The sequence below is a fragment of the Corallococcus silvisoli genome, from assembly GCF_009909145.1.
GTDB lineage: Bacteria > Myxococcota > Myxococcia > Myxococcales > Myxococcaceae > Corallococcus > Corallococcus silvisoli.
Genome location: NZ_JAAAPJ010000007.1, coordinates 1 through 23,724 on the forward strand (window position 1 = coordinate 1; position 23,724 = coordinate 23,724).

General features: G+C 70.7%; 17 protein-coding genes and 2 pseudogenes. 12 read left to right on the forward strand and 7 right to left on the reverse strand.

Features of this window, described 5'->3' with window-relative positions; genetic code table 11:
• Positions 1-152 precede the first annotated feature (152 nt).
• Positions 153-607: pseudogene (locus GTY96_RS38775) on the forward strand (IS3 family transposase); the annotation flags it as partial.
• 120 nt (positions 608-727) lie between these two features.
• Positions 728-2,176, forward strand: coding sequence for a serine hydrolase domain-containing protein (locus GTY96_RS14320; RefSeq protein WP_143903388.1), 1,449 nt, complete (start codon positions 728-730; stop codon positions 2,174-2,176).
• Positions 2,177-2,273: 97 nt separating this feature from the next.
• Here GTY96_RS14320 and GTY96_RS14325 read toward each other — a convergent pair whose 3' ends face one another.
• Entirely contained in the window at positions 2,274-3,161 is an 888-nt protein-coding gene (locus tag GTY96_RS14325; protein ID WP_161665021.1) for an SDR family oxidoreductase, read from the reverse strand.
• 136 nt (positions 3,162-3,297) lie between these two features.
• Complete coding sequence (locus tag GTY96_RS14330) at positions 3,298-4,119, reverse strand: helix-turn-helix transcriptional regulator (RefSeq protein ID WP_143903390.1); 822 nt, start codon at positions 4,117-4,119, stop codon at positions 3,298-3,300.
• A gap of 320 nt (positions 4,120-4,439) precedes the next feature.
• On the opposite strand from GTY96_RS14330, the gene GTY96_RS14335 reads away from it, so the two are divergent.
• Entirely contained in the window at positions 4,440-5,390 is a 951-nt protein-coding gene (locus GTY96_RS14335; RefSeq protein WP_235685618.1) for a hypothetical protein, read from the forward strand.
• Between the two features lie 207 nt (positions 5,391-5,597).
• On the forward strand, positions 5,598-6,137 hold the full coding sequence (locus GTY96_RS14340; RefSeq protein WP_143903392.1) for a hypothetical protein: 540 nt from the start codon (positions 5,598-5,600) through the stop codon (positions 6,135-6,137).
• A gap of 21 nt (positions 6,138-6,158) precedes the next feature.
• Here the strand turns inward: GTY96_RS14340 and GTY96_RS14345 are convergent, their stop codons facing one another.
• The 4 genes from GTY96_RS14345 to GTY96_RS14360 form a co-directional block, all read right to left on the reverse strand.
• Positions 6,159-9,059 (reverse strand): putative Ig domain-containing protein, encoded by a 2,901-nt coding sequence (locus GTY96_RS14345; RefSeq protein WP_161665023.1) that lies wholly within the window; start codon positions 9,057-9,059, stop codon positions 6,159-6,161.
• Positions 9,060-9,245: 186 nt separating this feature from the next.
• Positions 9,246-11,261: a hypothetical protein gene (locus GTY96_RS14350; RefSeq protein ID WP_161665024.1), complete on the reverse strand. Its 2,016-nt coding sequence runs from the start codon at positions 11,259-11,261 to the stop codon at positions 9,246-9,248.
• 130 nt (positions 11,262-11,391) lie between these two features.
• Positions 11,392-12,813: an IgA Peptidase M64 gene (locus GTY96_RS14355; protein ID WP_143903396.1), complete on the reverse strand. Its 1,422-nt coding sequence runs from the start codon at positions 12,811-12,813 to the stop codon at positions 11,392-11,394.
• A 46-nt stretch (positions 12,814-12,859) separates the two neighbouring features.
• A complete protein-coding gene (locus tag GTY96_RS14360; RefSeq protein ID WP_161665025.1) occupies positions 12,860-14,401 on the reverse strand; it encodes a PEGA domain-containing protein in 1,542 nt (513 codons plus the stop codon).
• Positions 14,402-14,707: 306 nt separating this feature from the next.
• Here GTY96_RS14360 and GTY96_RS14365 point away from each other — a divergent pair, with 306 nt between their 5' ends.
• The 7 genes from GTY96_RS14365 (at position 14,708) to GTY96_RS14395 (ending at position 22,337) form a co-directional block, all read left to right on the forward strand.
• On the forward strand, positions 14,708-15,712 hold the full coding sequence (locus tag GTY96_RS14365; protein WP_161665026.1) for an SDR family NAD(P)-dependent oxidoreductase: 1,005 nt from the start codon (positions 14,708-14,710) through the stop codon (positions 15,710-15,712).
• Positions 15,713-15,798: 86 nt separating this feature from the next.
• Positions 15,799-16,800: a diacylglycerol/lipid kinase family protein gene (locus GTY96_RS14370; protein ID WP_143903399.1), complete on the forward strand. Its 1,002-nt coding sequence runs from the start codon at positions 15,799-15,801 to the stop codon at positions 16,798-16,800.
• 81 nt (positions 16,801-16,881) lie between these two features.
• Positions 16,882-17,571: an NUDIX hydrolase gene (locus GTY96_RS14375; protein ID WP_143903401.1), complete on the forward strand. Its 690-nt coding sequence runs from the start codon at positions 16,882-16,884 to the stop codon at positions 17,569-17,571.
• 168 nt (positions 17,572-17,739) lie between these two features.
• Positions 17,740-18,543, forward strand: a complete 804-nt coding sequence (locus GTY96_RS14380; RefSeq protein WP_161665027.1) for a protein phosphatase 2C domain-containing protein — start codon at positions 17,740-17,742, stop codon at positions 18,541-18,543.
• A gap of 4 nt (positions 18,544-18,547) precedes the next feature.
• Positions 18,548-20,416, forward strand: coding sequence for a hypothetical protein (locus GTY96_RS14385; protein WP_161665028.1), 1,869 nt, complete (start codon positions 18,548-18,550; stop codon positions 20,414-20,416).
• Between the two features lie 20 nt (positions 20,417-20,436).
• The gene (locus GTY96_RS14390) at positions 20,437-21,504 is read left to right on the forward strand and encodes a cysteine hydrolase family protein (protein WP_143903407.1); all 1,068 of its coding nucleotides are present in this window, start codon (positions 20,437-20,439) and stop codon (positions 21,502-21,504) included.
• Positions 21,505-21,542: 38 nt separating this feature from the next.
• On the forward strand, positions 21,543-22,337 hold the full coding sequence (locus GTY96_RS14395) for a hypothetical protein (RefSeq protein ID WP_143903409.1): 795 nt from the start codon (positions 21,543-21,545) through the stop codon (positions 22,335-22,337).
• A gap of 60 nt (positions 22,338-22,397) precedes the next feature.
• Here GTY96_RS14395 and GTY96_RS14400 read toward each other — a convergent pair whose 3' ends face one another.
• Positions 22,398-23,303 (reverse strand): alpha/beta fold hydrolase, encoded by a 906-nt coding sequence (locus tag GTY96_RS14400; protein WP_161665029.1) that lies wholly within the window; start codon positions 23,301-23,303, stop codon positions 22,398-22,400.
• Between the two features lie 224 nt (positions 23,304-23,527).
• Between GTY96_RS14400 and GTY96_RS14405 the strand changes: the two are divergent.
• Positions 23,528-23,719: pseudogene (locus GTY96_RS14405) on the forward strand (AHH domain-containing protein); the annotation flags it as partial.
• Between the last annotated feature and the right edge of the window lie 5 nt (positions 23,720-23,724).

Below are 23,724 nucleotides of genomic sequence, written 5' to 3' on the forward strand. Positions count from 1 at the left end.
TGTCCACCGGAAGCAGCAGCCACAGCCATACCGCCCAACGTCTCGTCATTCGCATACACGCCTCCCAGCAATGCCCCAGCGAGGGGAGCAAAGGACACACGTCTGACGTTCAGCTCGGCTTTAGGCCGGCCGCGCGTCATGGTGGGAGTAGTGCGGAGAAGGCCCGCTTCCCTGTAGCTGCCCCCTGCCGGCACCTGAACGTCTTCCGGAGCGGTTACTACGCCTGGGCGAAACGACCCGAGTCCGAGAGGAAGAAGTGCGACCGGGCGCTCCAACTCGAAGTGGCAGCCATTCACCAGCAGAGTCGGGGCACGTATGGCGCTCCTCGGGTTCATGCGGAACTCAAAGCGAGGGCCAGCGGGCGGCCCGGAAGCGAGTGGCTCGTCTGACGCGCCAGACGGACCTGCGAGGACGCGCATGGCGTCGCTTCGTGCGGACCACCGACTCCACCCATCGCCACCCGGTGGCACCCAACACCCTGGAAAGGAACTGCCACCCCAGCCAGCACCACCGCGCGAGGGTGGGTGACATCACCTATGTCTGGACCGATGAGGGATGGTTGTACCTGGCGGTGCTGCTGAACCTCTTCAGCCGCAGGGTGGTGGGCGAGAGAGAGGCTGGCAGCGTCGTCAACCTGTCCACTGAACCGGAGCAGGCCCACACGCGGATTGACCCTGCGACAGATGCCTCCCTAAGGTGCGGGCTCACCCCTCGAAGGATCATCGGGATGCATCACCCGTTCGTTGCCGCGCTCTTCTGCGCGCTCCTCACCGCTCCGTTCGCCGCACCGGCCGCCAACACCGAGCAGACCCGCCGGCTCGACACCCAACTGGAGCGCAACCGCGCTCGCTACGGTATCGCCGGACAGGCCGTGCTGATCCGCCACAACGGCGAACTCGTTTATCAGGCAGCCCGCGGCGAGAAGGACATCCAGAGCCACGCGCCTGTCTCCGCCGATACCGTGTTCGATGCCTATTCGTTGGCCAAGCTGCTCACCAGCACCTTGGTGATGCAGCTGGTGGAGCAGGGGCACCTGGACCTGGATGCACCGGTCAGCCAGTACCTGCCGAACCTGCCCGTGGCGTGGCAGACGATCCACGTGCGCCACTTCCTCAACCACAGCTCCGGCGTTCCGGAGTACTTCGAGATTCACGACGGCATCGTGGCGTCGAAGGGCAACGCCGGCTTCCCGCCCACGCTGGACGCCGTGTTCGCGAGCCTGTCCGACACGCCGATGCAGTTCGCCACCGGCGGCGGCAACCGTTACACGCAGACCAACTTCCTGGTTCTGACCGCGCTGCTGCAAGCGCATTACCGCCAGCCCTACGCGGCCATCGTGCGCCAGCGCATCCTGCAGCCACTGCGTCTGCGCAATACCTGGCTGGGGCCATCCGGTGTGCCGGCCGCACGTCTGGCCACCGCTTACATCGGCAAGGACGGCGCCCTGCAACGGGAAGACGATATCGCCTGGCCGACCTATGCGCAGGGCCACGCCGGACTGCACACCACCGTCGGCGATCTCGATCGCTTCCTGCAAGCGCTGGCCGCCGGCAAGCTGGTGCGCAGGGCGACGCTGCAGACACTGCTGCAGCCGCAACAGCTCAGCACTGGCCGCGACAGTGGGTTTGTCAGTGGTTGGGAGACGGGAAGAAGCGGCGCCTACCGGCAGATGGGCCACGACGGCGGCACCCGCGTCCGCGCGCGCCTGTTGTTCAAGGACACGTTGGCCGGGGACACCTGGACCTTCGTCTATTTCACCAACGGCAGCGCGCGCAATGTCTGGTCGCGCACGCTGGTGGACAGCACCATGGCGCAGGTAGCGCCGCGACTGTTTCCGCGCGAGACGCTGTCCGAACGCATGTTCACCCACGCCCTCTCCGACGATGGCAGCGACGATGCGGCGCTGAAGACCTGGCTGCGTGACGGCAGCGGCATCACCGCAGACGACCTGGAGCGAGAGCTCAACGGCGCCGGCTATGCCATCCGCGAGAACCTCGGCAATCGCCCGGCGTTGAAGGTGTTCACCCTCAACACCCAGCTCCATCCGCAATCGGCCAACGCCTGGGACAGCCTGGCCGAGTGCCACGCCGCGCTGGGGGATGCGGCAACCGCCGCCGAGCTGTACGCGAAGTCGCGGCAACTGGCCGAGGCAGCGAAGGCGAAGCCACAACCGTAGGACTCTCCACGGAACGGACCGGGATGGCGTCCCGTGCGAAACCAGGGCGACAGGTGGGCACCGACGCGTCCCAGGGAGGCGCCGGTGCCCCTTCGCCTCACGGGGTGAAGTATCCGCTGTCTCGCATGTCTTTCAGGAGCCCCGACTCCCTCGGTTGCCAGCCCATGGCGTCGCGGGTGCGGGCGCTGGAGGTGGGGTTGTCGATGGCGACGAAGGCCGCCATCCAGTCGAAGTGCGCGGGCGCTTCGTCCGCGGTGATGCCACGGACAGGAATGCCCAGCCCCTCACCGAGGGTCCCGGCGATGTCGCGCATCGGGATGCCCTCCTCCGCCGTGGCGTGCAGGGGCGTGCCGGGAGCGGCCTTCTCGAGCGCCAGCCGGAACAGCCTCGCCGCGTCCAGCCGGTGGACCGATGGCCAGCGGTTCGCGCCTTCACCCACGAACGCGGCGAAGCCCTTGCGACGGGCCGTGGCGATCAGCGCGGGCACGAAGCCGTGGTCGCCCGCGCCATGCACGGAGGGCGGAAGCCGCACGACGCTGGCCCGCACGCCGCGACCGGCCGACGCCAGGACGAGCTTCTCCGCCGCGGCGCGAGGGCTCTCAGGCAGCGGCGCGTCTGCCTCCGTGCGGAGCTGGCCGGGCCCGAGCAGCGCGGTGCCGGACGTGGAGACAAAGGGCTTGCCCGAACCCTCCAGCGCGCTGGCCAGGGCCTCGACCGCCCGCCGGTCCGTCTCCGCGGCGGCCACATAGGCGGAGAAGTCGTGGATGAAGGCCGTGTGAATCACCCCATCACACGCCCGGGCCGCGGCGGCCAGCCCCGAGGTATCCGACAGCTCGCCGCGCAGCGCCTCGGCTCCCTCCTTCGCCAGCTTGCTGGCCGCCTCGTCGCTGCGCGCCAGCCCGAGCACCTGATGCCCGTTCGCCAGCAGCTCGCGCACGATCGCCGAGCCGATGAAGCCCGTCGCTCCCGTCAAGAACACCCGCATGACGACCTCCTTGAGTCAGACGTTGGAGATCCCTGGGTACATTTGGAACGGCGCCGGAAAAAGCCGTGGGCTTATACGGGTATACCGACCACCTGGATGCGCCCGGGGCCGCCCGTGCGGTCCCGGCGGATGGGCCTCAGCCCAGGACGAGCGACCGGACCCGCTCCATGTCGTCAGGGGTCACGGGCGTGTAGATGACCAGCCCAAGGTCGGGCTGGTTGTCGACCGCGAAGGACGAATAGTCGAGCGCGAGCGTGCCGACCCGCGGGTGCTCGACGTACTTCGTCCCTTCGCCATGGGCGCTGACGTCATTGTCGAACCACATCGCCGCGAAGTCGGCGCTCGAACGGCACAGCTCGTCCACCAGCGCCCGAGCGTTCTCATGGGCCCCAGCCCGGGCCGTCTCCAGCCGGAACGCCGCCACCGCCAGGCGCGCGTGACTCTCCCAATGCACGGGTCTGGCCCGAACGTGAGGATCGCGGAAGAGCAGGCGCAGGATGTTCCGCTGCCCGGGCGGGAGCGCCGCGTAGTCGGTCAGCACCGCCACCGCGGCGCGGTTCCAGGCGACGACGTCCCATGCGGAGGTCTTGACGTAGGCCGGGCTGAACTCCAGTGAGTCCAGCACCCGCTGGAGCCGCGGCGTGACGCTCCCGGGCTCCTGGTAGCGCACTTCCGGCTGACGGCGCTGGGCCAGGAGGAAGAGGTGTTCGCGCTCGGCGGGGGTCAGCATCAGCGCGCGGGCGACCCGCTCGAGGACGTCCGCCGAGGGGGCTCCGCCCCGGCCCTGTTCGAGCCACGTGTACCAGGTGGCGCTCACATTGGCGCGCTGGGCGACTTCTTCCCGCCGCAGGCCTCGCGTCCGTCTTCGCGTCGAGCCGAAGCCGAAGGCCACCGGATCCAACTTCGCGCGGCGATCCTTCAGGAAGATTCCAAGCAGGTTCTCGTGGGGTGTCGTCATGCTCGGCCGGTTGGTCGCTCCATCGAGGATGTCTGCCATTGTAGAGCCAGGGACGTGTCACAGCAATGCGTCTCATCCCCGCGCTCGGAGGGCATCCGGCCGCTGAACCCGTGGATGAAGGCGCACGGCTTCGACCGTCGTCGAGACCCGTCATTGCAAGAATCCCGGTGGAGACTTCGTTCGGCCCGTGGAGTCGCGGCGGGCCTGCACACGGCGCGTCGCGGTGGAGGCGGAGGGACCGGTGGGTGTGAGGGATTGGGTTGGGAGATGTCAGTCCTCCATGCCAAGGTCCCAGCATGGTCCGTCCTGTTGGCGTCCCGATGCTGTCGACCCTCGTGTTGTTCTCCTTCTTCGCCGGATGTTCGGAGTCCGAGTGCACGGAGGATCGCGATTGTGCATCCCGTGGGCCGGACATCGTCTGCGTCGATTCGCTCTGTGTTCAGTCCTCCATGCCGGACGCGGGGCGCGCGGACAGCGGTGTGCGCGATGCGGGGGAGCAGGGGGACGCCGGTGAGGACGATGCGGGGACCGGTGACGCGGGCGTCGATGACGCAGGGGTGAGCGACGCGGGCGTCAACGATGCAGGGGTGAGCGACGCGGGCGTCAACGATGCAGGGGTGCGCGACGCGGGCACGGATGGAGGGGCTCCCTCGCGGGAGGCTTCGCTGCGCATCACGGAGATCAACCCCTCCGGCCAGCGGGACCTCATCGAACTGGTGGCCATCACCGGCGGGGCGCTGACCAACATCTCCCTCCGGGAGCTGACCAACTCCGGCTTCAGCTTCACCTTCCCCCAGGGTTATTCGGTGGCGGATGGGGCCGTGCTGGTGCTCCACCTTGGAGGCTCCTGCACCGACGCACCCGGTGCTCCGGCCTCTTGTGGCCAGACCGCGCCGTTCAGCGCCCAGGCCTGGGACTTCAGCATGCCGGGCGCGCTGAGCTATTCGGGCAAGGTCTTTGAACTCCTGGCGGCGGATGGCTCGCCCGTCGACGGTGTTCCCTTCGTCAAGGCCTCCGGCGCGATGCCCGATGAAGCGGTCGCCGCGGTCCAGCGGCTGCAAGCGGATCGGGTCTGGGATCCAACCCCCTGCGTCCACAATCCACAGACGGGCTTCGCCAAGGACCTCTACTGCCGCAACATCGCGGCGGATTGGTCCGGTCTGGGCGCGGACCTCAGCGTCATGCGCATTGGCGGCGCCACTCCGCTCGCGGTCCCCGGAACCGCGAAGCAGTGGAGTGGTCCCCTGCCTTCGCGCTGGGGCACCTACTGACCCAAAGGCTTGCAGCGCCCGCCTGCCTGTCCCCCTGCCAGGAAGGACGGATTCCCCGCGAGCCGGGCCCGTGCCGCCGCGTCCAAGGTTCCCGGAGGCGCCCGTCGTTCGCATGTTTCCGGTGGGGATGCTGGGCTCGCGCTGTCGGGGGAAAAGGGATGCCTCGGTGGATGCGGGCCCCGTTGCACGACGCGGGAGACGTGACCGATGCGGAGACTGCGCGGAGCGGCGGGCCTGCTGCTGATGGGCCTTGCGGGAGGTGGAGTCCTGTCGGCGTGTCACGGCGGAGACTCGAAGCCGGAGGGGCCCTCCGCGAGTCACCGCGAGGGGCGCTCGGAGGTGCTGCGCGGGCTGATGGCCTCGAAGCAGAACGTGGACCCGGCCGCGCTGAAGGCGGCGGGCGCGCAGGCGAAGAACGCTGGGGCCCCCACGCAGCCTGAGCCCCCGGGAACTGGCGGCTCCGGCCGGCCAGAGACCCAGGAGTGGGCCGCGGGCAAGGTGTCCTGGGTGGGGGACGACGAGGTGCTCTTCGTGGACGGCCAGGGGCAGGAGCGCGAGGTCCGCGTGGATCAAAACACCCGGCTGCGCAGGAACGACGACAACGCCCAGCTGCGCGACCTGATGGAGGGCGATGAGCTCCGCGTCACCTACGATGACACCCGCGAGGGATGGATTGCCCGGGACGTGGACGTCGTGTCCGTGCCCAGGCCTCCTCCCCCCAATCCCGAGTCCCCGCCGCTGCGCTGAGCCGGCCTGCCGCGCCGCGACTCAGAAGGCGCCGCCATCCGCGCGCCGGCCCGGCGAGGACGGGAGCCCCGGAGGCAACGTGGTGTGCAGCACGAAGCCCGCGTCCGGCGTCAGGTCCGGCGAGCGGTTGATGGACACGGCGTCCACGGTGCTGGAGTACGAGAGGAAGTCCACGATGCCGCCGTCGACGCGCTTGAGCTGCACGCTGTCCGAGGTGTTGTTGAGGCTCAGCGTGCCACTGGAGGCCGCGACGGTGTTGGGCGTGCCGGGCGTGAAGCCCGCGGTCCCACCGAAGACCACCATCGCCCGGCCTGGCGGAACCACGGTGCCCGCGGCGAAGACGTGCCGGGAGGCCATGGCGTCCCAGAGGCTCCAGCCAGACAGGTCCACGGGCGCGGGGCCCGCGTTGTAGACCTCCACGAACTCGTGCGCGGTGCCGCCCGGGAGCGCGGGCTCGTTGGCCAGCACCTCGTTGATGATCACCCGGGGCTGGGCGCGCGTGAACCAGATGGCGCCAGGGCTCATGTCGAAGCGCGACGCGCTCGCCGTGTCCACCACGCGCACGCGCACCGTGGCGCTCTCCCTGTCGGGCACGGTCCACACGTACCTGCCCGCGTCCGCGCGCATCGAGGGGACCACGACGCTCCACTGTTCACCGCCGTCATACGAGGCCTCCAGGCGCACGGTGTCCATGCCCATGGCGTGCCACGCGAACGTGAGCGTCTCACCCGCGAGGAAGGTGCCGCTCAGGGGCGAGGTGAGCCGCACGCGCGGACCCGGGGGGCCGCTGAAGTCGTAGCGGGTGAGCACGGGGTAGTGGTCGCTGACGGTGTGCGCGTAGTCGGGGATCGTCGCGTCGGGGCGGAGCACCTGGACGGTGCCGGGCACGGCCTCCACGGCCACCTCGTCGGTGACGAGCGTGTGGTCGATGACGTCGTTGTACTCCGTGGTGGTGCGGATGTTGGCGTCCGTCAGCACCCGGGTGAGGAACGTGTAGTGCGTGGGGTCGTCGAGGAAGTTCGCGTACGGGGTGGCCAGCGCGACGCCGTTCTGCACGGAGATGGAGTGGTCCAGGTCGTCATTCCAGTCGCCGATGACGAGCACGCGTGCCTCGGGCAGCCACTGGTCCAGGTAGCCCTTGAGCGCCACCGCGGACCGCTGGCGCTGCCCGTAGGACGTCAGGTCCTCGAAGGCCTTCATGTGCACGACGATGACCACCAGCGGCGCGTCCTCGCCGTGGATGCGGGTGGTGAAGTCCACGCGCAGGGGCGGGCGTCCTCCGAAGTCCGCGGCCTGCGCGGTGAGGATGATCTGCGCGCTCCGGTACGTGAGCGTGCTGTCGTAGAGGATGCCCGGCTTCTGCTCGCCGGCGGAGTACATCGACGTGCCGCTGAGGACGTAGGTGGAGTTGTTGGCGAGGAAGCCGCTGTAGCCGGGCAGCCCCGCCTTGAGCGTGTTGAAGTCCACGGTGTCCACCATCTCCACCAGGCCCCACACCTGGGCGCTCGCGGCGCCGATGACGTCCCGGGCCCCCGCGACCTGGAGGTCGTCGGGCACGCCGCCGTCGGAGGTGGAGTGCGCCGGGCCCTGGTTGGGTGCTCCGAACCACTCCAGGTTCCAGTGGCCCACGGTGAACAGGCTCGGGGGTGGCAGCACCGTCAGGGGCAGCTGGCGTGACGCCGTCCTGCCGTCCGCGTCGCGCACGGTGACGGTGAGGCTCACGCTTCCCGCTGCGGTGGGCGTGCCGGAGAGGGCGCCATCCGCCGCGAGCGTCAGTCCCGCGGCCAGCGTGCCGGTGAAGCTCCAGGTGAGCGGCGGGCGCGCCCCGGACGCGGCGAGCGTCGCGGCGTAGGGCTCTCCCACGCGTCCGTCCACGAGCCCCACGGTCTTCACCTCGAGGGTGCTGGAGATGACGGACAGGACGAGCTCGCGCGAGGCCGTGCGGCCGTTCACGTCGGTGGCGGTGAGGGTGAAGGCCGCGCCCTCGCTCTTGGGAGTGCCCGACAGGACGCCCGCAGTCGACAGGCTGAGGCCCGAGGGCAGCGAGCCCGAGGTCACGGACCACGCGAACGGGGCCCGGCCTCCGGTGGCGGACAGCGTGACGCTGTAGGGCCGGGCTTCGGTGGCCTCCGGCAGGGAGAGCAGGGCGATGGCGGGCGGCGTGAAGACAGACAGGCCATGCGTCCACGAGGCCGTGCGGCCCGAGTCCTGGACGCCCACCGTGAAGTCATACAGCCCCGGCGACGTGGGCGTCCCGGACAGGCTCCCGCTGGCGTCGAGTCGCAGACCCGAGGGCGCGGGCTGGGGGCCCAGGCTCCAGCGTTGGGAGGGCGTTCCGTTCGGGATGCGGAAGGTCCAGCCATAGGGTTCGGAGACGTAGGCGTCCGGCAGCGCGGCGAACACGGTGCCTGTCACCTGGAGGGACACCGCTCCCTCGACGCGGGCGCCCCGGGCGTCCAGCACCTCGACGGTGAAGCCGCCGGAGCCGGCGAAGCGGGGCGTGCCGCTCAGCGCGCCATCGGAGGTGAGCGTGAGCCCTTCCACGGGCGCGCCCAGCGTCACCCGCCACGTATAGGGCGCCTCTCCACCGGAAGCCATCAGCACGGCGCGGTAGGGCAGGCCCACCTCGGCCGGAGTCAGGCCCTGGGGCGCGATTCCCAACTCGGTGATGTTGCTGCCGCCGTCGCCAGACGGGCCGCCGTCCGTGATGCCGCCATCGCCAGACGGGCCGCCATCGCCAGACGGGCCGCCATCGCCAGACGGGCCGCCATCCCTGACGCCGCCATCGTCAGACGGGCCGCCATCGGTGACGCCGCCATCGCCAGACGGGCCGCCAACTGGAGGCGGCACTGGCGGAGAGGCGCTGGGACAGGCGACGAGGACGAGGGCGAGCAGCGCGGCGACGATGCGAGACAGGGGCATGAGAAGAACGATCCGGGCCGGGCGCCAGGAAGGAGCCGCGGGCTCGGAGACATGGCCCACCGCGATGACGGGCGGCGCGTCCCGACGGGCGGGAGCGTGACACATCACCCCGCCGCCAAGAAGAAGGGCCGCGCTCCCCAGGTGGAGAGCGCGGCCCTTGTCACTTCAGACGTTCAGCGAAGGCGACTACGGGTTCGCGACACCCCAGGACGAGGCGCCCACGGCCCAGTCGTCCTTGGTGTTCGTGTCCGTGGTGCTGACGCGGCGGATGGAGGGGCTGGCCGGCGTCGCATTGGACGTGGGCAGGGTGGTCCAGTCCGCGGAGACCGCCGCCGCCGTGGGCGTGGTGGTTGTGGAGCACAGCGCGCCGCCGCAGTCCGCGGGCAGCCACTGCCCGGCGGCCTGGATGGCCTGGAGGTTGCCCGGGAAGGCCGCGGGAGGCGTGCCGGAGTTGCGCGTGAAGGGCACCGCGTCCTGGATCTGATCCTGCGCGTTACGCACCAGGATGACGCGGCTGGAGAAGGTGATGCCCGTGGCCCCGCCCTTGAAGTCCCAGGCGGTGTCGTAGTTGGCCGGGGTGCTGCTGGTGGGGAACTGGTTCTTCGAGGTCGTCTCGCTGTCCGTCGTGGAGGCGATGTGGACCACGATGATGTCGCCCGCGGCCACGGCCACGTCCGGCATGGTGGCCAGCGTCACGGGGGAGTTCACGTCCTGCAGCAGCTGGATGCCAGCCGTCGTGCCGCCGGTGAGGACCTGCAGCTCCACGAGGTCCAGGTTGTTCGACGCGCTCGGCTGCACCTCGGTGATGCGCAGGACCGCCCCGACACGGAAGCCCTTGAAGCTCGCCGTGTTGGGGATGACCACCGCGCCGCCGACCGTGTCCTTCACGGACGTGGTGGCCGACACCGCGTAATCCGTGCCCGCGACCTGCTCGGTCGTCTTCACGTAGACGTCCTTGCCGCTGACCGTCGCGCTCTGCGCCTGGATGCCGTTGGTGAACGTGAACTGCGCCGGGACGTTGGTGAGGCTGGCGGCGTCCACGGGACGGCTGAAGGAGACCTTCACCTCCGTCAGCGACGTCGCGATGGCGCCCGTCAGCGTCGGGGCCGGGCAGGTGATGCCCGTCAGGTCCGTGGTGAAGTACGCGGACGGCTGCAGGGTGGTCACCGGCGGCGTGGCCGTGGACGTGAACTTCCAGAGGGGGCCCGCGGCGAGCGTCACGGCGCACGTGTCGACGAGACCCAGGTCCGCCGCGATGTCCTCCGTCACGCGCAGCTTGAGGTTCGCGTTGTTGATGCCCGCGGTCCGGAACGTGAACGCCACGTGGCCCGTGCCGCTGGTCGCGGATGCGCCATTGAGCGTGCCGCTCATCCGGGCGATGGTCGCGAAGTAGGTGTCCGCCTTGTCGAGCAGCTCCGTCGTCGGCGCGCTGGACTGGTCCACCACGAGCCCCGCGGGCGTCGCGGTGTTGAGGTTGCGGACCGGGTGGAACTGGCTGACGATCGTCAGGCCCGAGATGGTGGTGGCCGCCTTGTTCTGGCCGCTCAGCACCGTCGCGCCGGAGACGCTGAGGTTGACGCGGTCACCCACCTGCAGCGTGCCCGGGTCGACGGCGACGAACATCGCCGGACCGGTGGCCTCCGCCTGGAGGAAGAAACCCGCGACGTCGGTGCCCACCAGGGGCTTGATGTACGTGACGAACGCGCCGTTGATGGGCAGCGCGGGATCGTAAGAGGTGCCCGCGGCGGCCTTGAACGCGGCGATCTGCGCGCTGGTGTCCGTCACCGCGGGGCCGGAGTTCTCGCACGTCAGCGTCGTCGGGTTGCAGACCTGGGTCAGGGTGCAGGCCGGCGTGCACTGCGCGCCCGTGCCACCATCGGTGCCCGCGTCGGTCCCGGCATCGGTGCCCGCGTCGGTCCCGGCGTCGGTGCCCGCGTCGGTCCCGGCGTCAGTGCCCGCGTCGGTCCCGGCGTCGGTGCCCGCGTCCGTCGTGCCGGCATCGGTGCCCGCGTCCACTTCCTCATCCGGCGGCGTCACCGCGCGCACTTCGCACTTGTTCTCCACGCAGGCATAGACCTGGCCCGCGGGCGGCGTGGGCTTGTCACGACAGTCGAACTGATCGACGCACTCATCTCCACAACCCGTACCGACCGTGACGAAGACGGTGGTCACGAGCGCCGGCAGCCAGCTCCGCTTCAGCATGAGAATGCCTCCAATGGGGTGTCTCGTTTGCAGATGGGGTCCCCCTTACACCCGAAAATAGAGGGGCGTCCATTTGGCCAACCACCTGCCACATCCCTGTCACCCGACAGGACCTGGGATTCGAAGGAAGTCAGGGAGTCTTTCGCGACTGGGGGGTGGAAGGACCCGCGTAGAGGTCGATGATTTCACTGATGGCGTGCTGGCACACGGCACAGAAGGGAACGCGGTCGCGGGTGAACATCACGCAGTCCGTCTGGGGACGGAAGTAGCCGCGTGATTCGTAGTGCGCGCCCTCGAAGGCGCCCACCTTCCCGGAGACCTTCTGCGTGCCCAGGAACTTCTCCTCCCAGTCCCGCTGCGAGGTGAACAGCGCGTCCATCTCCGCCTCGGGTTTGCGCTCCGCGCGAATCTTCTGCCGGCGCTGCTGCACCTCGAGTGCGTGCGCGTCATAGGCGGCCTGGTTCCACGGCGTGGGGATGGGGGTGCCCGGGGTGACGAGGTCCTTCCACTTGAGCTGGGCGGGGTCGTGGAGCGCGGTGACGTTCTTCTCCCACGGCTCCACCCGCTCCTCGGGCGCGGAGCCGTAGACGGACGCGGAGGTGTAGTACTCGTCCGCTAGGCCCGCGAAGTGGTGGCCGAACTCGTGGACGAAGACGTAGGGGGCCCAGAGGCTGTCGGCGGCCACGGTGCCGAAGAGGTTGTGGATGCCGCCGCCGCCGTAGGTGTTGCCGTTGGCCAGGATTTCGACGAACTCATAGGGCGCGTGGGCGGCGGTGTCGCGCAGCGCGGCATTGTCGAAGGTGAGGATGTAGCGCTCGGCGCCGAACGCGTCGTAGGTGGAGCCCAGGGGCGGGCGGCGGTGGATGCCGGTGGAGGGCCGCGAGATGCCGGACTCGGAGGCCTTCGGCATCAGCCCCCAGACGTTGAAGTCCCCCTTGCGCTCCTTGAAGGGGGAGTAGCTGAAGAGGATCTCCACCATGCGCCGCGCGTCCTTCTCGAACTTGGGGCGCTCCGCCTCCGTGTAGCCGTCTCCCAGGATGAGGAAGTCCACCTTGTCCTGCGAGGGGCCGCTGTCCACGAGCTTGAGCAGCGGGCCCGGCGCGGGCGGCGAGGACGGGTCGACGAACGGATCCCTCGGATCCACCACCAGCGACCAGATTTCGCGGAAGGCGTTCTGGGCGTCGCGCTTCTTCAGGATGACCTGGACGGGGCGGTCCGGCGTGGGGAAGCGCAGCGATTCACTGAAGGTGCGGTGGCCCTGCTTCGCTTCGTCGGTGAGCTCCCACTCGCCGAAGATGGAGGCGAAGCCGCGCGAGTACAGGAGCCGGTTCGTCTTCCGGTCCCGCACCTCGAAGAAGTACTTGCCCAGGTTCGTCTCGTCGAGCGCCCGGGCAGGGTGGCCCGGCCAGGGCAGGGGCTCCACCACGAGCCGCTCCAGGCTGAAGCGCTCCTCGGTGGCGTTGCCGGTGTGGAAGTAGTCGACGCGGAACGTCCGGGGCGCGGCGAGGGCGGTGCTCGCCGTGAGCAGCAGCAAGAGGAGGGAAGCGCGCATGGGGGGCACTCTATGCGCCCGGTGCTCCCCGCCAAGCGACGCGCGGTCAGAACGACCCGGAGATGTTCGCCTGGGCGCCTGTCCCGTCCGCCGCGACTCCCAGCGTGACGGCCGGCGGCGCCTTCGCGGGCGACGACACCAGGAAGAGCACCGCCCCGGTGACGACCGCCGCGCCCCCGCCCGCGAGCAGGCCCGTCATCAGGTGGCTCTTGTTCACGAGCGCGCCGCGCAGCGCGACGGCCTGCGCGTCAGAGCGCAACAGCTGGCCGCCATTGGCCGCGCGGCGGGCCTCCAGGCCGTCCAGGTCCTTCTGGGCCAGGAGCCGGACGACGCCCGCGCCGCCCAGGGCCGCCACGCCCGCGCCCAGCGCGACGTACGACGCCGTGCGCAGGCCCGTCCTGGGCGGGGCCTGGGCGGCGGACACCTCTCCTTCCGACAGGAGGTGGGGCGCGGTGAGGTCCGGGCCTCCGGAGGCCGCCGTGCTCCGGGCGCCTCCCGCGTCCCACGGGGCCTTGCCGTTGGCGTTGTTCATCACCACGAGGTTGGAGGGCGAGCGCCCCGTGGTGACGAAGTCCACCAGCGCGGAGAGCGCCTCCCCCGGCGCGTCCAGGCCCTGCGTCTTGAAGCCGCCCTCGCGCAGCTTCTGCCCACCCTCGACGTTGAGCACCGTGGCGGCGAACCACTTGGGGCCGCTGCTGGGGCGCTCCAGCCGCACGACGATGACCTCCTCCACCCCCAGCGTGCCGCCCAGGCGCACCGCGTGGCTCCACGTGCGCTCCTCGTTGCCGTCCGTGGCGCTGAGGCACGGGAAGGGCGCGGCCGTCACCGAACCCTCGTAGGCCAGGTCCACCAGGAGCGGCGTGTCCGCCCCCTGCGCCTGCACCTGCCGGGGGAAGCTCACCGCGTCCCCCTTCACCATGGACAGCTCATAGGCCCCGGCGGGCAGCTCCAGCGCGAGCGGCGTCTGCCCGACGCCCAGGCCCTCCAGGTACACGTCCGACGCGGGCAGCGTGGACTTGAGCGACAGCTTCACCTTGGGGGCCCGGGCCAGCTCGCGGCGCAGCTTCTCGAAGGCCTGCCGGATGGAGGGGGCGTACTGGTCCGGGTCCAGCTGGTACTTCGGCTGGAGCCGGAGCACCTGGAGGAAGGCCGCGTCGCTGTCCTTCGTCTTCCCCGTCGCCCGGTGGTTGAGCCCGTGCAGCAGCTGCGCGTGGGCGAAGAGCCTCCAGCGCGGCTCGCCGGGCGGCAGGCGCCGGATGTCGCGCAGGGCGTCGTCCAACTGCTGCGTCGCGCGGGCGTTGCGGCCCTCGTAGAACTGGTCCTGCGCGGCGTCGAGCTGGCGCTGGAGGTCCTCGAAGGAGCGCGAGGGCGCGGGGAAGAGCCGCTCGGCGAACTCGGGGACGCCCAGCACGCGCTGCTCGGGGCGGGCGCGCAGGGCGTCATAGAAGGCCTTGGACTGGCCATTCAGCTCCGCGTCCCGGCAGTCCCCGCTGGAGACCACCATGCGATGGGGGGCGGCCCGGGCGGCGGTGGCGCACAGCAGGCACAGCAGCAGCGCGAACGCGGAGGGCTTCGGACGGAAGGGCATGGGCACGTGGGTGGGAAAGGAGACGCCGGACCGGCGTTGCAGGCCGCGTTCCGTCCTCTACCGGACGCGCCACCCTCCAAGCCAGCGACCCCGGGGACTCCCGCTCCGGTCCCACGCCCGGGACGTCCGTCCGGATTCCAGGCCCCCTGCCTCGCCGCCTGCCCTCCAGGTGAGTCGCCGGTGGCCCGGGTGGGGTCCCCGCCGCGTCCCCACCTTCCGACGTGGGGCGTCATGAGCCGGTGCCCCGCGACCCTTTCGAACGCTCGGGCCCTCGGGGGCGCCGAGCCTGCCCGAGGACCCCACTCCATGGATCGCTTCTGGAAGAAGAAGGTCATCGTCATCACGGGTGCATCGAGCGGCATCGGCCGGGCCACGGCGCTGCTGCTGGCGAAGAAGGGGGCCCACGTGGTGCTCGCCGCGCGCGGGGAGGACCCCCTGGAAGAGCTGGCGGCCGAGTGCGAGGCCCACGGCGTCCAGGCGCTGGGCGTGCCCACCGACGTGGCGGACGCCGCGTCCGTGCGGAGGCTGGCGGAGGCCGCGGTGCACGCCTTCGGCCACTTCGACGGCTGGGTGAACAACGCGGGGGTCTACATGCTGGGCGGCCTGGAAGAGACGCCCGACGAGGCCTTCCGGCAGCTGATGGAGATCAACTTCTTCGGCACGGTGAGCGGCTCGCGCGCGGCGCTGGGGCAGTTCCGCCGGCAGGGGTACGGGACGCTGGTCAATGTGTCCTCCACCTTCGGCACCGTGCCCGCGCCGTACCTCAGCGCCTACGTGGCCTCCAAGTTCGCCGTGCGTGGCTTCTCCGCGTCGCTGCGCCAGGAGCTGCTGGGCAGCGGCATCGACGTGTGCACGGTGATGCCGGCCGCCATCGACACGCCCCTGTGGCGCCACACCGCCAACTACACCGGCTGGCGCATCCGCCCGGTGGAGCCCGTCCATACGCCGGAGCGCGTGGCCCGCACCCTCCTGCGCGTCCTTCGCCACCCCGAACACGAGACGATGGTCGGCCCCGCGGGGAAGAGCTTCGCGGCGATGCACGGCTTGTTCCCCCGCTCCTCCGAGCACCTCATGCGAGCCGGCACGGACACGCGGCACTTCCGCGACGCGAGGCAGGGCCCCACCCCCGGCAACGTCTTCCAGCCCATGGTGGAGGGGGGCTCGGTGTCGGGCGGTTACCACGGCACGGGAAAACAATGGCTGCGCCGTCTGTTGCTGGCGGGCGGCGTGGCCGCCGCGGCGCTGTCGCTGCGCCGCCGTGCGGCCGACCGCCGCCTGGGAGCCCGGCTGACCCACGCCTTGGGGGGGTGATGGCCATGTTCCCGGAGGGGTTCCCATGCCGGGGGCCTCTTTCGTGACGGGGCCATGACATGAAATGGGGAAGAGTCGCGCCCGCCATGAACATCGCCGTCCTCGTCAATCTGCGCGCACGTAAAGGGACCGAGGGGATGGGGGGGCTCGTCCGAGACCTGCTCCCCCGGGCCCGGGTGGCCCTCACCCGTTCCCTGGAGGAAGCCCGGGAGTGGGTGGACCAGCTGCGGCACGACCCGCCCAGCCTGCTGCTCGCGGGCGGGGGGGACGGCACCATCACGGGCCTGCTCAACGAGCTGCGCTCCCAGGGCGTGGCGCTGCCGGCCATCGGGGTGCTGCCGCTGGGCACGGGCAACGCCTGGGCCCGCGTCACCGGCGCGCCCCGGCCGCACGTGGCGCTGAAGCAGATCGCCGCGTATGGCGAGCGCCTGCCTCCCCTGCGTCCCTTCTCGCTGGTGCGGGTGGAGGGCCGGGTGGCGCCCTTCGCGGGCACGGGCTGGGACGCGGAGATGATCCAGGACTTCAAGAACCAGCTGGCCGCCGCCGGGCCGCTGAAGAAGGCGCAGTCGGGCCTGCGCGGCTACCTGGGCGCCATGTTCACGCGCACGGTGCCGCGCCACCTGTTCGGCGAGGGCAACCCGAACGTGTCCGTCTACAACACGGGGGCCTCCGCGCTGACCCTGGACGCGACGGGCGCGGTGAGGCCGATGCCCAACGGGGCGCAAGGGTCGCTCCTGTATCAGGGCCCCGCGGGCGTGGCGGGCGCGGCCACCACGCCGGAGTGGGGGTTCGGCTTCAAGGCCTTCCCCTTCGCGCAGGCGGTGCCGCACCGGCTGTCGGTGCGCGTGTACGGCGCCGGCGTGATGGAGGCCACGCGCAACATGTTCCGCCTGTGGCGCGGCGAGCACCCCATGCCCCGCATGCACGACTTCTTCGTGGAGCGCGTGCGCATGGACTTCGACCGCGACGTGCCCTTCCAGATGGGCGGCGACGTGCTGGGCATGCGCCGCTCGCTGGAGTTCGACCTGGCGGAGGAGAACGTCCAGCTGGTCGACTGGCGCCGCCTGGGCCGGCTCGTCGCCGTCTGAGCGCCGTCCCCCTCCGTCCCGCGTGATGGCGCTTGCCGGCACCGTGTCCGCTGGACACGATGCCGGCCGGAGGGTTTCCCCATGAGCCACACCTATGAGTATCCGCGCCCGGCGGTGACGGTGGACTGCGTCGTCTTCGGGTTGGATGAGGAGGACCTCAAGGTGCTGCTCATCCAGCGCGGGGTGGAGCCCTATCAAGGCCGGTGGGCGCTGCCCGGCGGCTTCGTGCGCATGGAGGAGTCACTGGAGGACGCCGCCCGCCGCGAGCTGGAGGAGGAGGCGGGCCTGCGCACCAGCCACCTGGAGCAGCTCTACACGTTCGGCGCGCCGGAGCGCGACCCCCGGGGCCGCGTCATCACCGTGGCGTACTTCGCGCTGGTGAAGCTGTCCGCCCATCACCTCCAGGCCTCCACCGACGCGCGCGAGGCGGCGTGGTTCTCCGTCTGGGACACGCCCAAGCTCGCGTTCGACCACGCGGAGGTGCTGGCCACCGCGCTGCAACGGCTCAAGGGCAAGGTGCGCTACCAGCCCATCGGGTTCGAGCTGCTGCCGCCCAAGTTCACCCTGTCGCAGCTCCAGCGGCTGTACGAGACGGTGCTGGAGCGCGAGCTCGACAAGCGCAACTTCCGCAAGAAGATCCTCGCCATGGACCTGCTGGAGGAGCTGGACGAGGTGGAGCAGGACGTCTCCCACCGCGCCGCCCGCCTCTACCGGTTCGACCACAAGAAGTACAAACAGCTCGAGAAGGCCGGCTTCAACTTCGAGCTCTAACCACCCTCGCGCCTCCCGTCCCCCTCCCATGGAGGCCACGTCGCCTTGACTTAGTGTTGTTGCGACACTATGTTGGTGTCGTAGATACACGAAGTTGGGGCGGCGCCAGGTCGCCCTCTTGTCCGCGAGTCCCTGTCGTGCGGGCCCTTCGAGGGCCACGGGAGAGCCATGTCCACGCTGCCCTTCGATGTCGCGGTGGGTTCGGTGCAGGGCCGGGAGCATGCGCGCTCGGGGCGGAACAACCAGGACGCCGCCTGCGTCCGGGCGAGCGAGCACGGGCTGGTGCTGGTGGTGGCGGATGGGTGTGGCAGCCAGCCGTGCAGCGAGTTGGGGGCGCAGCTGGGCGTGCGGCGGTTGGCGCAGGCGGCGCAGGCGCGGCTCGCGCGAGGGGAGGCGGTGGAGGGGGACGGCTTCCTTCCGGGGCTGCGGGAGGACCTGCTGGGGCTGATGGACGGCCTGGCCTCCGCGCTGGGCCGGGAGGTGTTGGGGGACCTGTTGTTCACCGTCGTGGGGGCGGTGGTGACGCCCGTGCATACGCGCATCTTCTCGTCGGGGGACGGGGTGTGGATGCTCAACGGCGAGGTGCACGCGCTGGGGCCGTTCCCGGGCAACGCGCCGCCGTACCTCGCGTATGCGCTGCTGCGCGGGGAGGACGTGCCGCTGGTGTCCCGGGCGCTGGTGCCCACTGGTGACGTGCAGGCCTTGATGCTGGGCACGGACGGGGTGGGGGACCTGCTGGGGCTCGCTCGGGCGCGGCTGCCCGAGCGGGACGAAGCGGTGGGCCCGCTGTCGCGCTTCTGGACGGAGGACCGCTACTTCACGAACCCGGACGCGGTGCGACGGCGGCTGGCGCAGCTCAACCGCGAGTCGGTGCGCGCGGACTTCGCGGAGCGGCGGCTGTCGCGCACGCCGGGGCTGCTGACGGACGACACCACCCTGGTGGTGCTGCGCCGGCGGATGGGGAGGGCGTGAGGCCATGGACGTCTGGGTTGAAGGCAAGAAGGTCCGGTTGGATCCGCGGGGGGCGCTGGGCAAGGGGGGCGAGGCGGATGTGTATGACCTGGGGGATGGGCGGGCCCTCAAGGTCTTCAAGCGGCCGGAGCACCCGGACTACCTGGGCCTTCCGCACGAGCAGGCCGCGGCGAAGGCCCGGCTCGCGGAGCACCAGCGCAAGCTGCGCGCGTTCCCCACGGGCCTGCCCGCGCGCGTGGTGTCGCCGCAGGCGCTGGCCACGGACCGCGAGGGCGTGGAGGTGCTGGGCTATGCGATGCGCAGGCTGGATGGCGTGGAGCCGCTGCGGCGCTTCGGGGAGCCGGCGTTCCGGCGCGCGGGAGGCAGGGCCGCGGACGCGGTGACGGTGCTGGCGGGGCTGCACCGCGTGCTGGGGGCCGTGCACGCGAGCGGCGTGGTGGTGGGGGACTTCAACGACCTCAACGTGCTGACGGTGGGCACGGACGCGTACCTCATCGATGCGGACAGCTTCCAGTTCGGTCCGTACCTCTGCCCGGTGTTCACGGAGAAGTTCCTGGACCCCCTGCGGCTGGACGCGGGCGCGCAGGCCCTGTCGCCGGCTCGGCCGGCGACGGTGGAGAGTGATTGGTATGCCTTCGCTGTCACCGTGATGCAGTCGCTGCTGTGCGTGGGGCCGCAGGGCGGCATCCACAAGCCGAAGGCGCAGGGCGCGCGGCTGAACGCGGTGGGGCGGCTGCTCCAGCGCGTCACGGTGTTCCATCCGGACGTGCAGTACCCCAAGCCCGCGCTGCCTCGGGCCACGCTGCCGGATGAGGTGTTGCACCTGTTCCACCAGGTGTTCGTGGAGGACCTGCGCGGCGCGTTCCCGCTGCCGGTGCTGGAGGCCTTGCGCTTCACGGTGTGCGCATCGTGTGGGGTGGAGCACGCGCGGGCCGCGTGCCCCACCTGCCAGCCGCACGCCACGGTGGCGGCCACGCCGGTGACGGCGGTGCGCGGGCAGGTGGTGGCGACGCGGAGGTTCACGACCCGGGGCGCGATGGTGCACGTGAGCGCGGAGGCGGGGACGGTGCGCTTCGTCTACCACGCGGAGGGTGCCTACCGGCGCGAGGACGGGCGCACGGTGATGCGCGGCGCGCTGGACCCGACGCTGCGCTGGGCGGTGCAGGGGGACGTGACGCTGCTGGGGCAGGGTGGGCGGGTGGCGGTGTTCGCGCGGGGCCAGGGGCCGGAGTTCCTGGGCGTGGATGTCTGTGAAAACCGGCCGGTGTTCGCGGCCCACGCCGGACACCGGTTCTGGGCGGTGGGCGGCGGCCTGTGGCGGGACGGGACGTATGGGCCCGAGCGGTGGGGGGACGTGCTGCAAGGGCAGACGCGGCTGTTCGTGGGGCCCCGGTTCGGACTGGGCTTCCACCGCGCCGCGGGGCTGCGGGGGGCCTTCGTGTTCGACGTGGAGCGCAAGGGCTTGAGGGACGGGCTCGCGCTGCCGTGGCCATCGGGGCAGCTGCTGGACGCGGAGGCCGTGTTCGACGGTGACACGGTGTGGCTGCTGCTCGCGGAGGAGTCCGGCGGGCGCACGGTGCACCACGCGGTGCTGCTGGGGCTGGATGGGGCCGTGCGCGCGAGCGCCCGGGCCGACGCGGGGGATGGCTCGTGGCTGGGGACGCTGCGAGGGAAGTGCGCCGTGGGGGGCGCGCTCTTCTGCGCCACGGACGCGGGGCTGACGCGCGTGGAGCACCGGCAGGGGCGGCTGGAGGCGGTGCGCGAGTTCCCGGACGCGGAGCCCTTCGTGGACGCGGGCTGCCAGCTGCTGCTGTCGCGAGAGGGATTGATGGTGGTGGGGGCGCAGGACCTCACCGTGTTGCGGATGAACTGAGACACACAAGGGGGCTGGACATGACGAAGACGACCGCGAAGCAATTGCCGCTGCCCGGGTTCTACGATTCCCACCACGCCGCCGAGTACGGCTACGGGCCGAACGCCGGGAAGCTCCAGCGCGAGGCCGGGGCGTGGAAGGCGGCGCAGGGCGTGAAGGCGGCGGCCACGGACCGCTTCAACCTGCACCTGCTGCTCATCGACGTGCAGAAGGACTTCTGCTTCCCGGATGGCTCGCTGTACGTGGCGGGGCGCAGCGGCCGGGGCGCCATCGACGACAACCGCCGCATCGCGGAGTTCATCTACCGGAACCTGGGGACGCTGACGAACGTCACCGCGACGCTGGACACCCACTTCGCCTACCAGATCTTCTTCCCGTCCTTCTGGGTGGACCAGGACGACCAGCCGCTCCAGCCGTACCGCGAGGTGACGCGCGAGCAGCTCGAGCGCGGGCAGGCGCGGCCGAACCCGGCGGTGGCGAAGTGGCTGTGCGGCGGCAACTACCCGTGGCTGCTCAAGCAGGTGAAGTACTACTGCGAGGAGCTGGAGCGGGCGGGGAAGTACACGCTTTACCTGTGGCCGCCGCACTGCTTGCTGGGCAGTGACGGGCACGCGCTGGCGGGCGTGGTGCAGGAGGCGCGGCTGTTCCACTCGTTCGCGCGCGGCGTGCAGTCGTGGGCGGAGGTGAAGGGCGGCAACCCGCTGACGGAGAACTACTCGGTGCTGCGGCCGGAGGTGCTGATGCGGCATGACGGCCAGCCGCTCGCGCAGCGCAACACGCAGTTCCTGAAGACGCTGCTCACGTCGGACGCGGTGGTGATTGGCGGGCAGGCCGCCAGCCACTGCGTGAAGAGCTCCATCGACGACCTGCTGGGGGAGATCGTCGCGCAGGACGCGGCGCTGGCGCGCAAGGTGTACCTGCTGACGGACTGCATGTCGTCCGTGACGGTGCCGGACGGCAAGGGCGGCTTCGCGGCGGACTTCACGCCGCAGGCGGACGCGGCGCTCAAGCGCTTCGCGGACGCGGGCATGCACCTGGTGAAGTCCACGGACCCGCTGGCGAGCTGGCCCGACCTGCATCTGGCGTGACGTCTGGCTTTGGGTTGGACACGAAAGGAGACACGGACATGAGCAAGGCGAATGGTGGCGGGGTCCAGAAGCTCTTCGAGGATGCGCACGCGGAGGGCGTGCTGAGCCCCGCGGCGTTGCAGGCGCTGACGGTGGTGGACCTGGGGGCGCAGATCCAGGCGGGCCTGGGCATCCACGTGGACGACGTGCAGGCGAGCGAGGTGGTGCTGGTGACGGTGATGCCGGATGACTCCGGGAGCATCTCGCACTCGGGGCACACGAAGACGGTGTGCGACGGGCACAACCTGGTGCTGGAGGCGCTGCTCGCGAGCCAGCAGAAGGACGGCGTGCTGTTCCACACGCGCTACCTGAACGGGCATGTGCTCAATCCGTTCCGGCCGCTGGAGGACGTGGTGCGGATGCACTCGGGGAACTACTCGGCGGATTTGGGGACGCCGCTGTATGACCAGGCGGTGGTGCTGCTGGGGACGGTGCTGGCGAAGGCGCAGGAGTTCAGCGCCAACGGGGTGCCGGTGCGCACGGTGACGCTGCTGATCACCGACGGCTCGGACCAGGGCTCACAGAAGGCGCGCGCGAAGGACGTGGCGGCGCTGGTGAAGGACCTGCACCGGGTGGAGAACCACATCGTGGCGGCGATGGGCATCGACGATGGGGTGACGGACTTCCGGCGGGTGTTCCAGGAGATGGGCATCGCGGACCGGTGGATCCTCACGCCCGGGCAGAGCGCCCAGGAGATCCGCGCGGCGTTCCAGGTGTTCAGCCAGTCCGCCGTGCGCGTGAGCCAGGGGGCCGCGAGCTTCAGCCGCACGGCGCTGGGAGGCTTTGGCGCCTGAGGGGGCACGCAGGCGTGGGGGGCGTGAAGGGGCGCTCCTTCACGGCCCCTGGCGCTCTCGTCAGGCCTGGAGGAAGTCACCGAGGAGCTTGCGGACTTCGTCCGGGCGCTCTTCGGAGACCCAGTGGCCGGTGTCCTTGAGGATGTGGGGTTCGACCTGGGTCGCGACCGCGCGCATCTGCGCGGTGAGGGGTTCGCCCATGGACTTGTCTCCCCCGATGACGAGGACGGGCATGGGGAGCTTGTTTCGGGCCAGCTCGCGGAAGTCCTTCTTGTCCTGGTCGAACGCCTGGAAGTAGCCCCACGTCGAGTGGAGTCGGCCCGGGGCCGCGTAGGCCCGCGTATAGGCCTGTCGCTCGGCCTCGCCGATGGCCTGGGCATTGGCGGCCATGTCGGTCCAGAAGTGGTCGAGGTAGATGCGCTCGCGTCCCTGCACCAGCTTCTCCGCGGTGGGGCCGTTGAAGGAGAAGTGCCACACGTCCGTGCGGCGCATGACCTGGTCGGACCAGGGCTCGATGCCGGGCAGGAAGGCGTCCAGGACGGCGAGGCGTTCGACCTCGTCGGGGAACTGGGCGGCATAGGCGTACGCGACCATCAGCCCGATGTCGTGGCCCACGACGGAGACCTTGTCGAACCCGAGCTTCTTCACCAGCGCGCGCATGTCGCGGGCCATGATCTCCTTGTCGTAGCCCTGCGCGGGGGCGGAGGAGTCACCGGCGCCGCGCAGGTCGGGGATGATGACGGTGTGGTTCCTCGCGAGCTCCGGCGCCACTCGCCACCACATGAGGTGTGTCTGGGCGTAGCCGTGCAGGAGCAGGACGGGGCTTCCCTTGCCCCCGATGACGAAGTGGATGCGGGTGCCGTTGACGTCCTCGTCGCCTTCGCGGAAGGCCTCTGGGAAGAAGGGAGGCGCAGCGCTCGAAGTCTTGGTTGGGTTTGAAGGGGAGTTCGGTTGCTGGCGTGTCATCGGCGCCTCCGGGCGAGAACGATTTCACGCTTCACGGTGTGCATGCCGCTGGGGGTAGGGATGGGGCAGGACGTGCGGGAAGCCCGGCGCTCGGGTTCCCGATCGTTGCCGGTCGAGGGAGCCGGGCCCGTGGACGATGGTTGAAGCAGGTCGCGGAGGCCCCGGGTTGACGGCTGGAGTGAAAGGGCTCGGCAGGCAGGTGGCGACGGAATCGTAATGAAGGAATGACCGCGCGCGGGCTCACGGTATGGGGACGGTCCCTGTGTTGGATGATGCTCTGGGTGCTCTGGGTGGGCTGCGCCAGCGGGCCCACGGTGCGACTGCGCACGGAGGGGCGGACGCGGGAGTACGCGCCTCGGACGTGGGATGGGCGCGTGCGGGTCAGCGCCCGTGACTTCGAGGAGGCGCTGTCGCGGAACGC

Bases quoted from the DNA above. Each gene is read 5' to 3' on its own strand.
- GTY96_RS14325 (WP_161665021.1), bottom strand. From the start codon at position 3,161: ATGCGGGTGTTCTTGACGGGAGCGACGGGCTTCATCGGCTCGGCGATC.
- GTY96_RS14340 (WP_143903392.1), top strand. From the start codon at position 5,598: ATGCGGAGACTGCGCGGAGCGGCGGGCCTGCTGCTGATGGGCCTTGCG.
- GTY96_RS14375 (WP_143903401.1), top strand. From the start codon at position 16,882: ATGAGCCACACCTATGAGTATCCGCGCCCGGCGGTGACGGTGGACTGC.
- GTY96_RS14330 (WP_143903390.1), bottom strand. From the start codon at position 4,119: ATGACGACACCCCACGAGAACCTGCTTGGAATCTTCCTGAAGGATCGC.
- GTY96_RS14360 (WP_161665025.1), bottom strand. From the start codon at position 14,401: ATGCCCTTCCGTCCGAAGCCCTCCGCGTTCGCGCTGCTGCTGTGCCTG.
- GTY96_RS14350 (WP_161665024.1), bottom strand. From the start codon at position 11,261: ATGCTGAAGCGGAGCTGGCTGCCGGCGCTCGTGACCACCGTCTTCGTC.
- GTY96_RS14345 (WP_161665023.1), bottom strand. From the start codon at position 9,059: ATGCCCCTGTCTCGCATCGTCGCCGCGCTGCTCGCCCTCGTCCTCGTC.
- GTY96_RS14355 (WP_143903396.1), bottom strand. From the start codon at position 12,813: ATGCGCGCTTCCCTCCTCTTGCTGCTGCTCACGGCGAGCACCGCCCTC.
- GTY96_RS14365 (WP_161665026.1), top strand. From the start codon at position 14,708: ATGGATCGCTTCTGGAAGAAGAAGGTCATCGTCATCACGGGTGCATCG.
- GTY96_RS14390 (WP_143903407.1), top strand. From the start codon at position 20,437: ATGACGAAGACGACCGCGAAGCAATTGCCGCTGCCCGGGTTCTACGAT.
- GTY96_RS14380 (WP_161665027.1), top strand. From the start codon at position 17,740: ATGTCCACGCTGCCCTTCGATGTCGCGGTGGGTTCGGTGCAGGGCCGG.
- GTY96_RS14395 (WP_143903409.1), top strand. From the start codon at position 21,543: ATGAGCAAGGCGAATGGTGGCGGGGTCCAGAAGCTCTTCGAGGATGCG.
- GTY96_RS14400 (WP_161665029.1), bottom strand. From the start codon at position 23,303: ATGACACGCCAGCAACCGAACTCCCCTTCAAACCCAACCAAGACTTCG.
- GTY96_RS14385 (WP_161665028.1), top strand. From the start codon at position 18,548: ATGGACGTCTGGGTTGAAGGCAAGAAGGTCCGGTTGGATCCGCGGGGG.
- GTY96_RS14335 (WP_235685618.1), top strand. From the start codon at position 4,440: ATGCTGTCGACCCTCGTGTTGTTCTCCTTCTTCGCCGGATGTTCGGAG.
- GTY96_RS14370 (WP_143903399.1), top strand. From the start codon at position 15,799: ATGAACATCGCCGTCCTCGTCAATCTGCGCGCACGTAAAGGGACCGAG.
- GTY96_RS14320 (WP_143903388.1), top strand. From the start codon at position 728: ATGCATCACCCGTTCGTTGCCGCGCTCTTCTGCGCGCTCCTCACCGCT.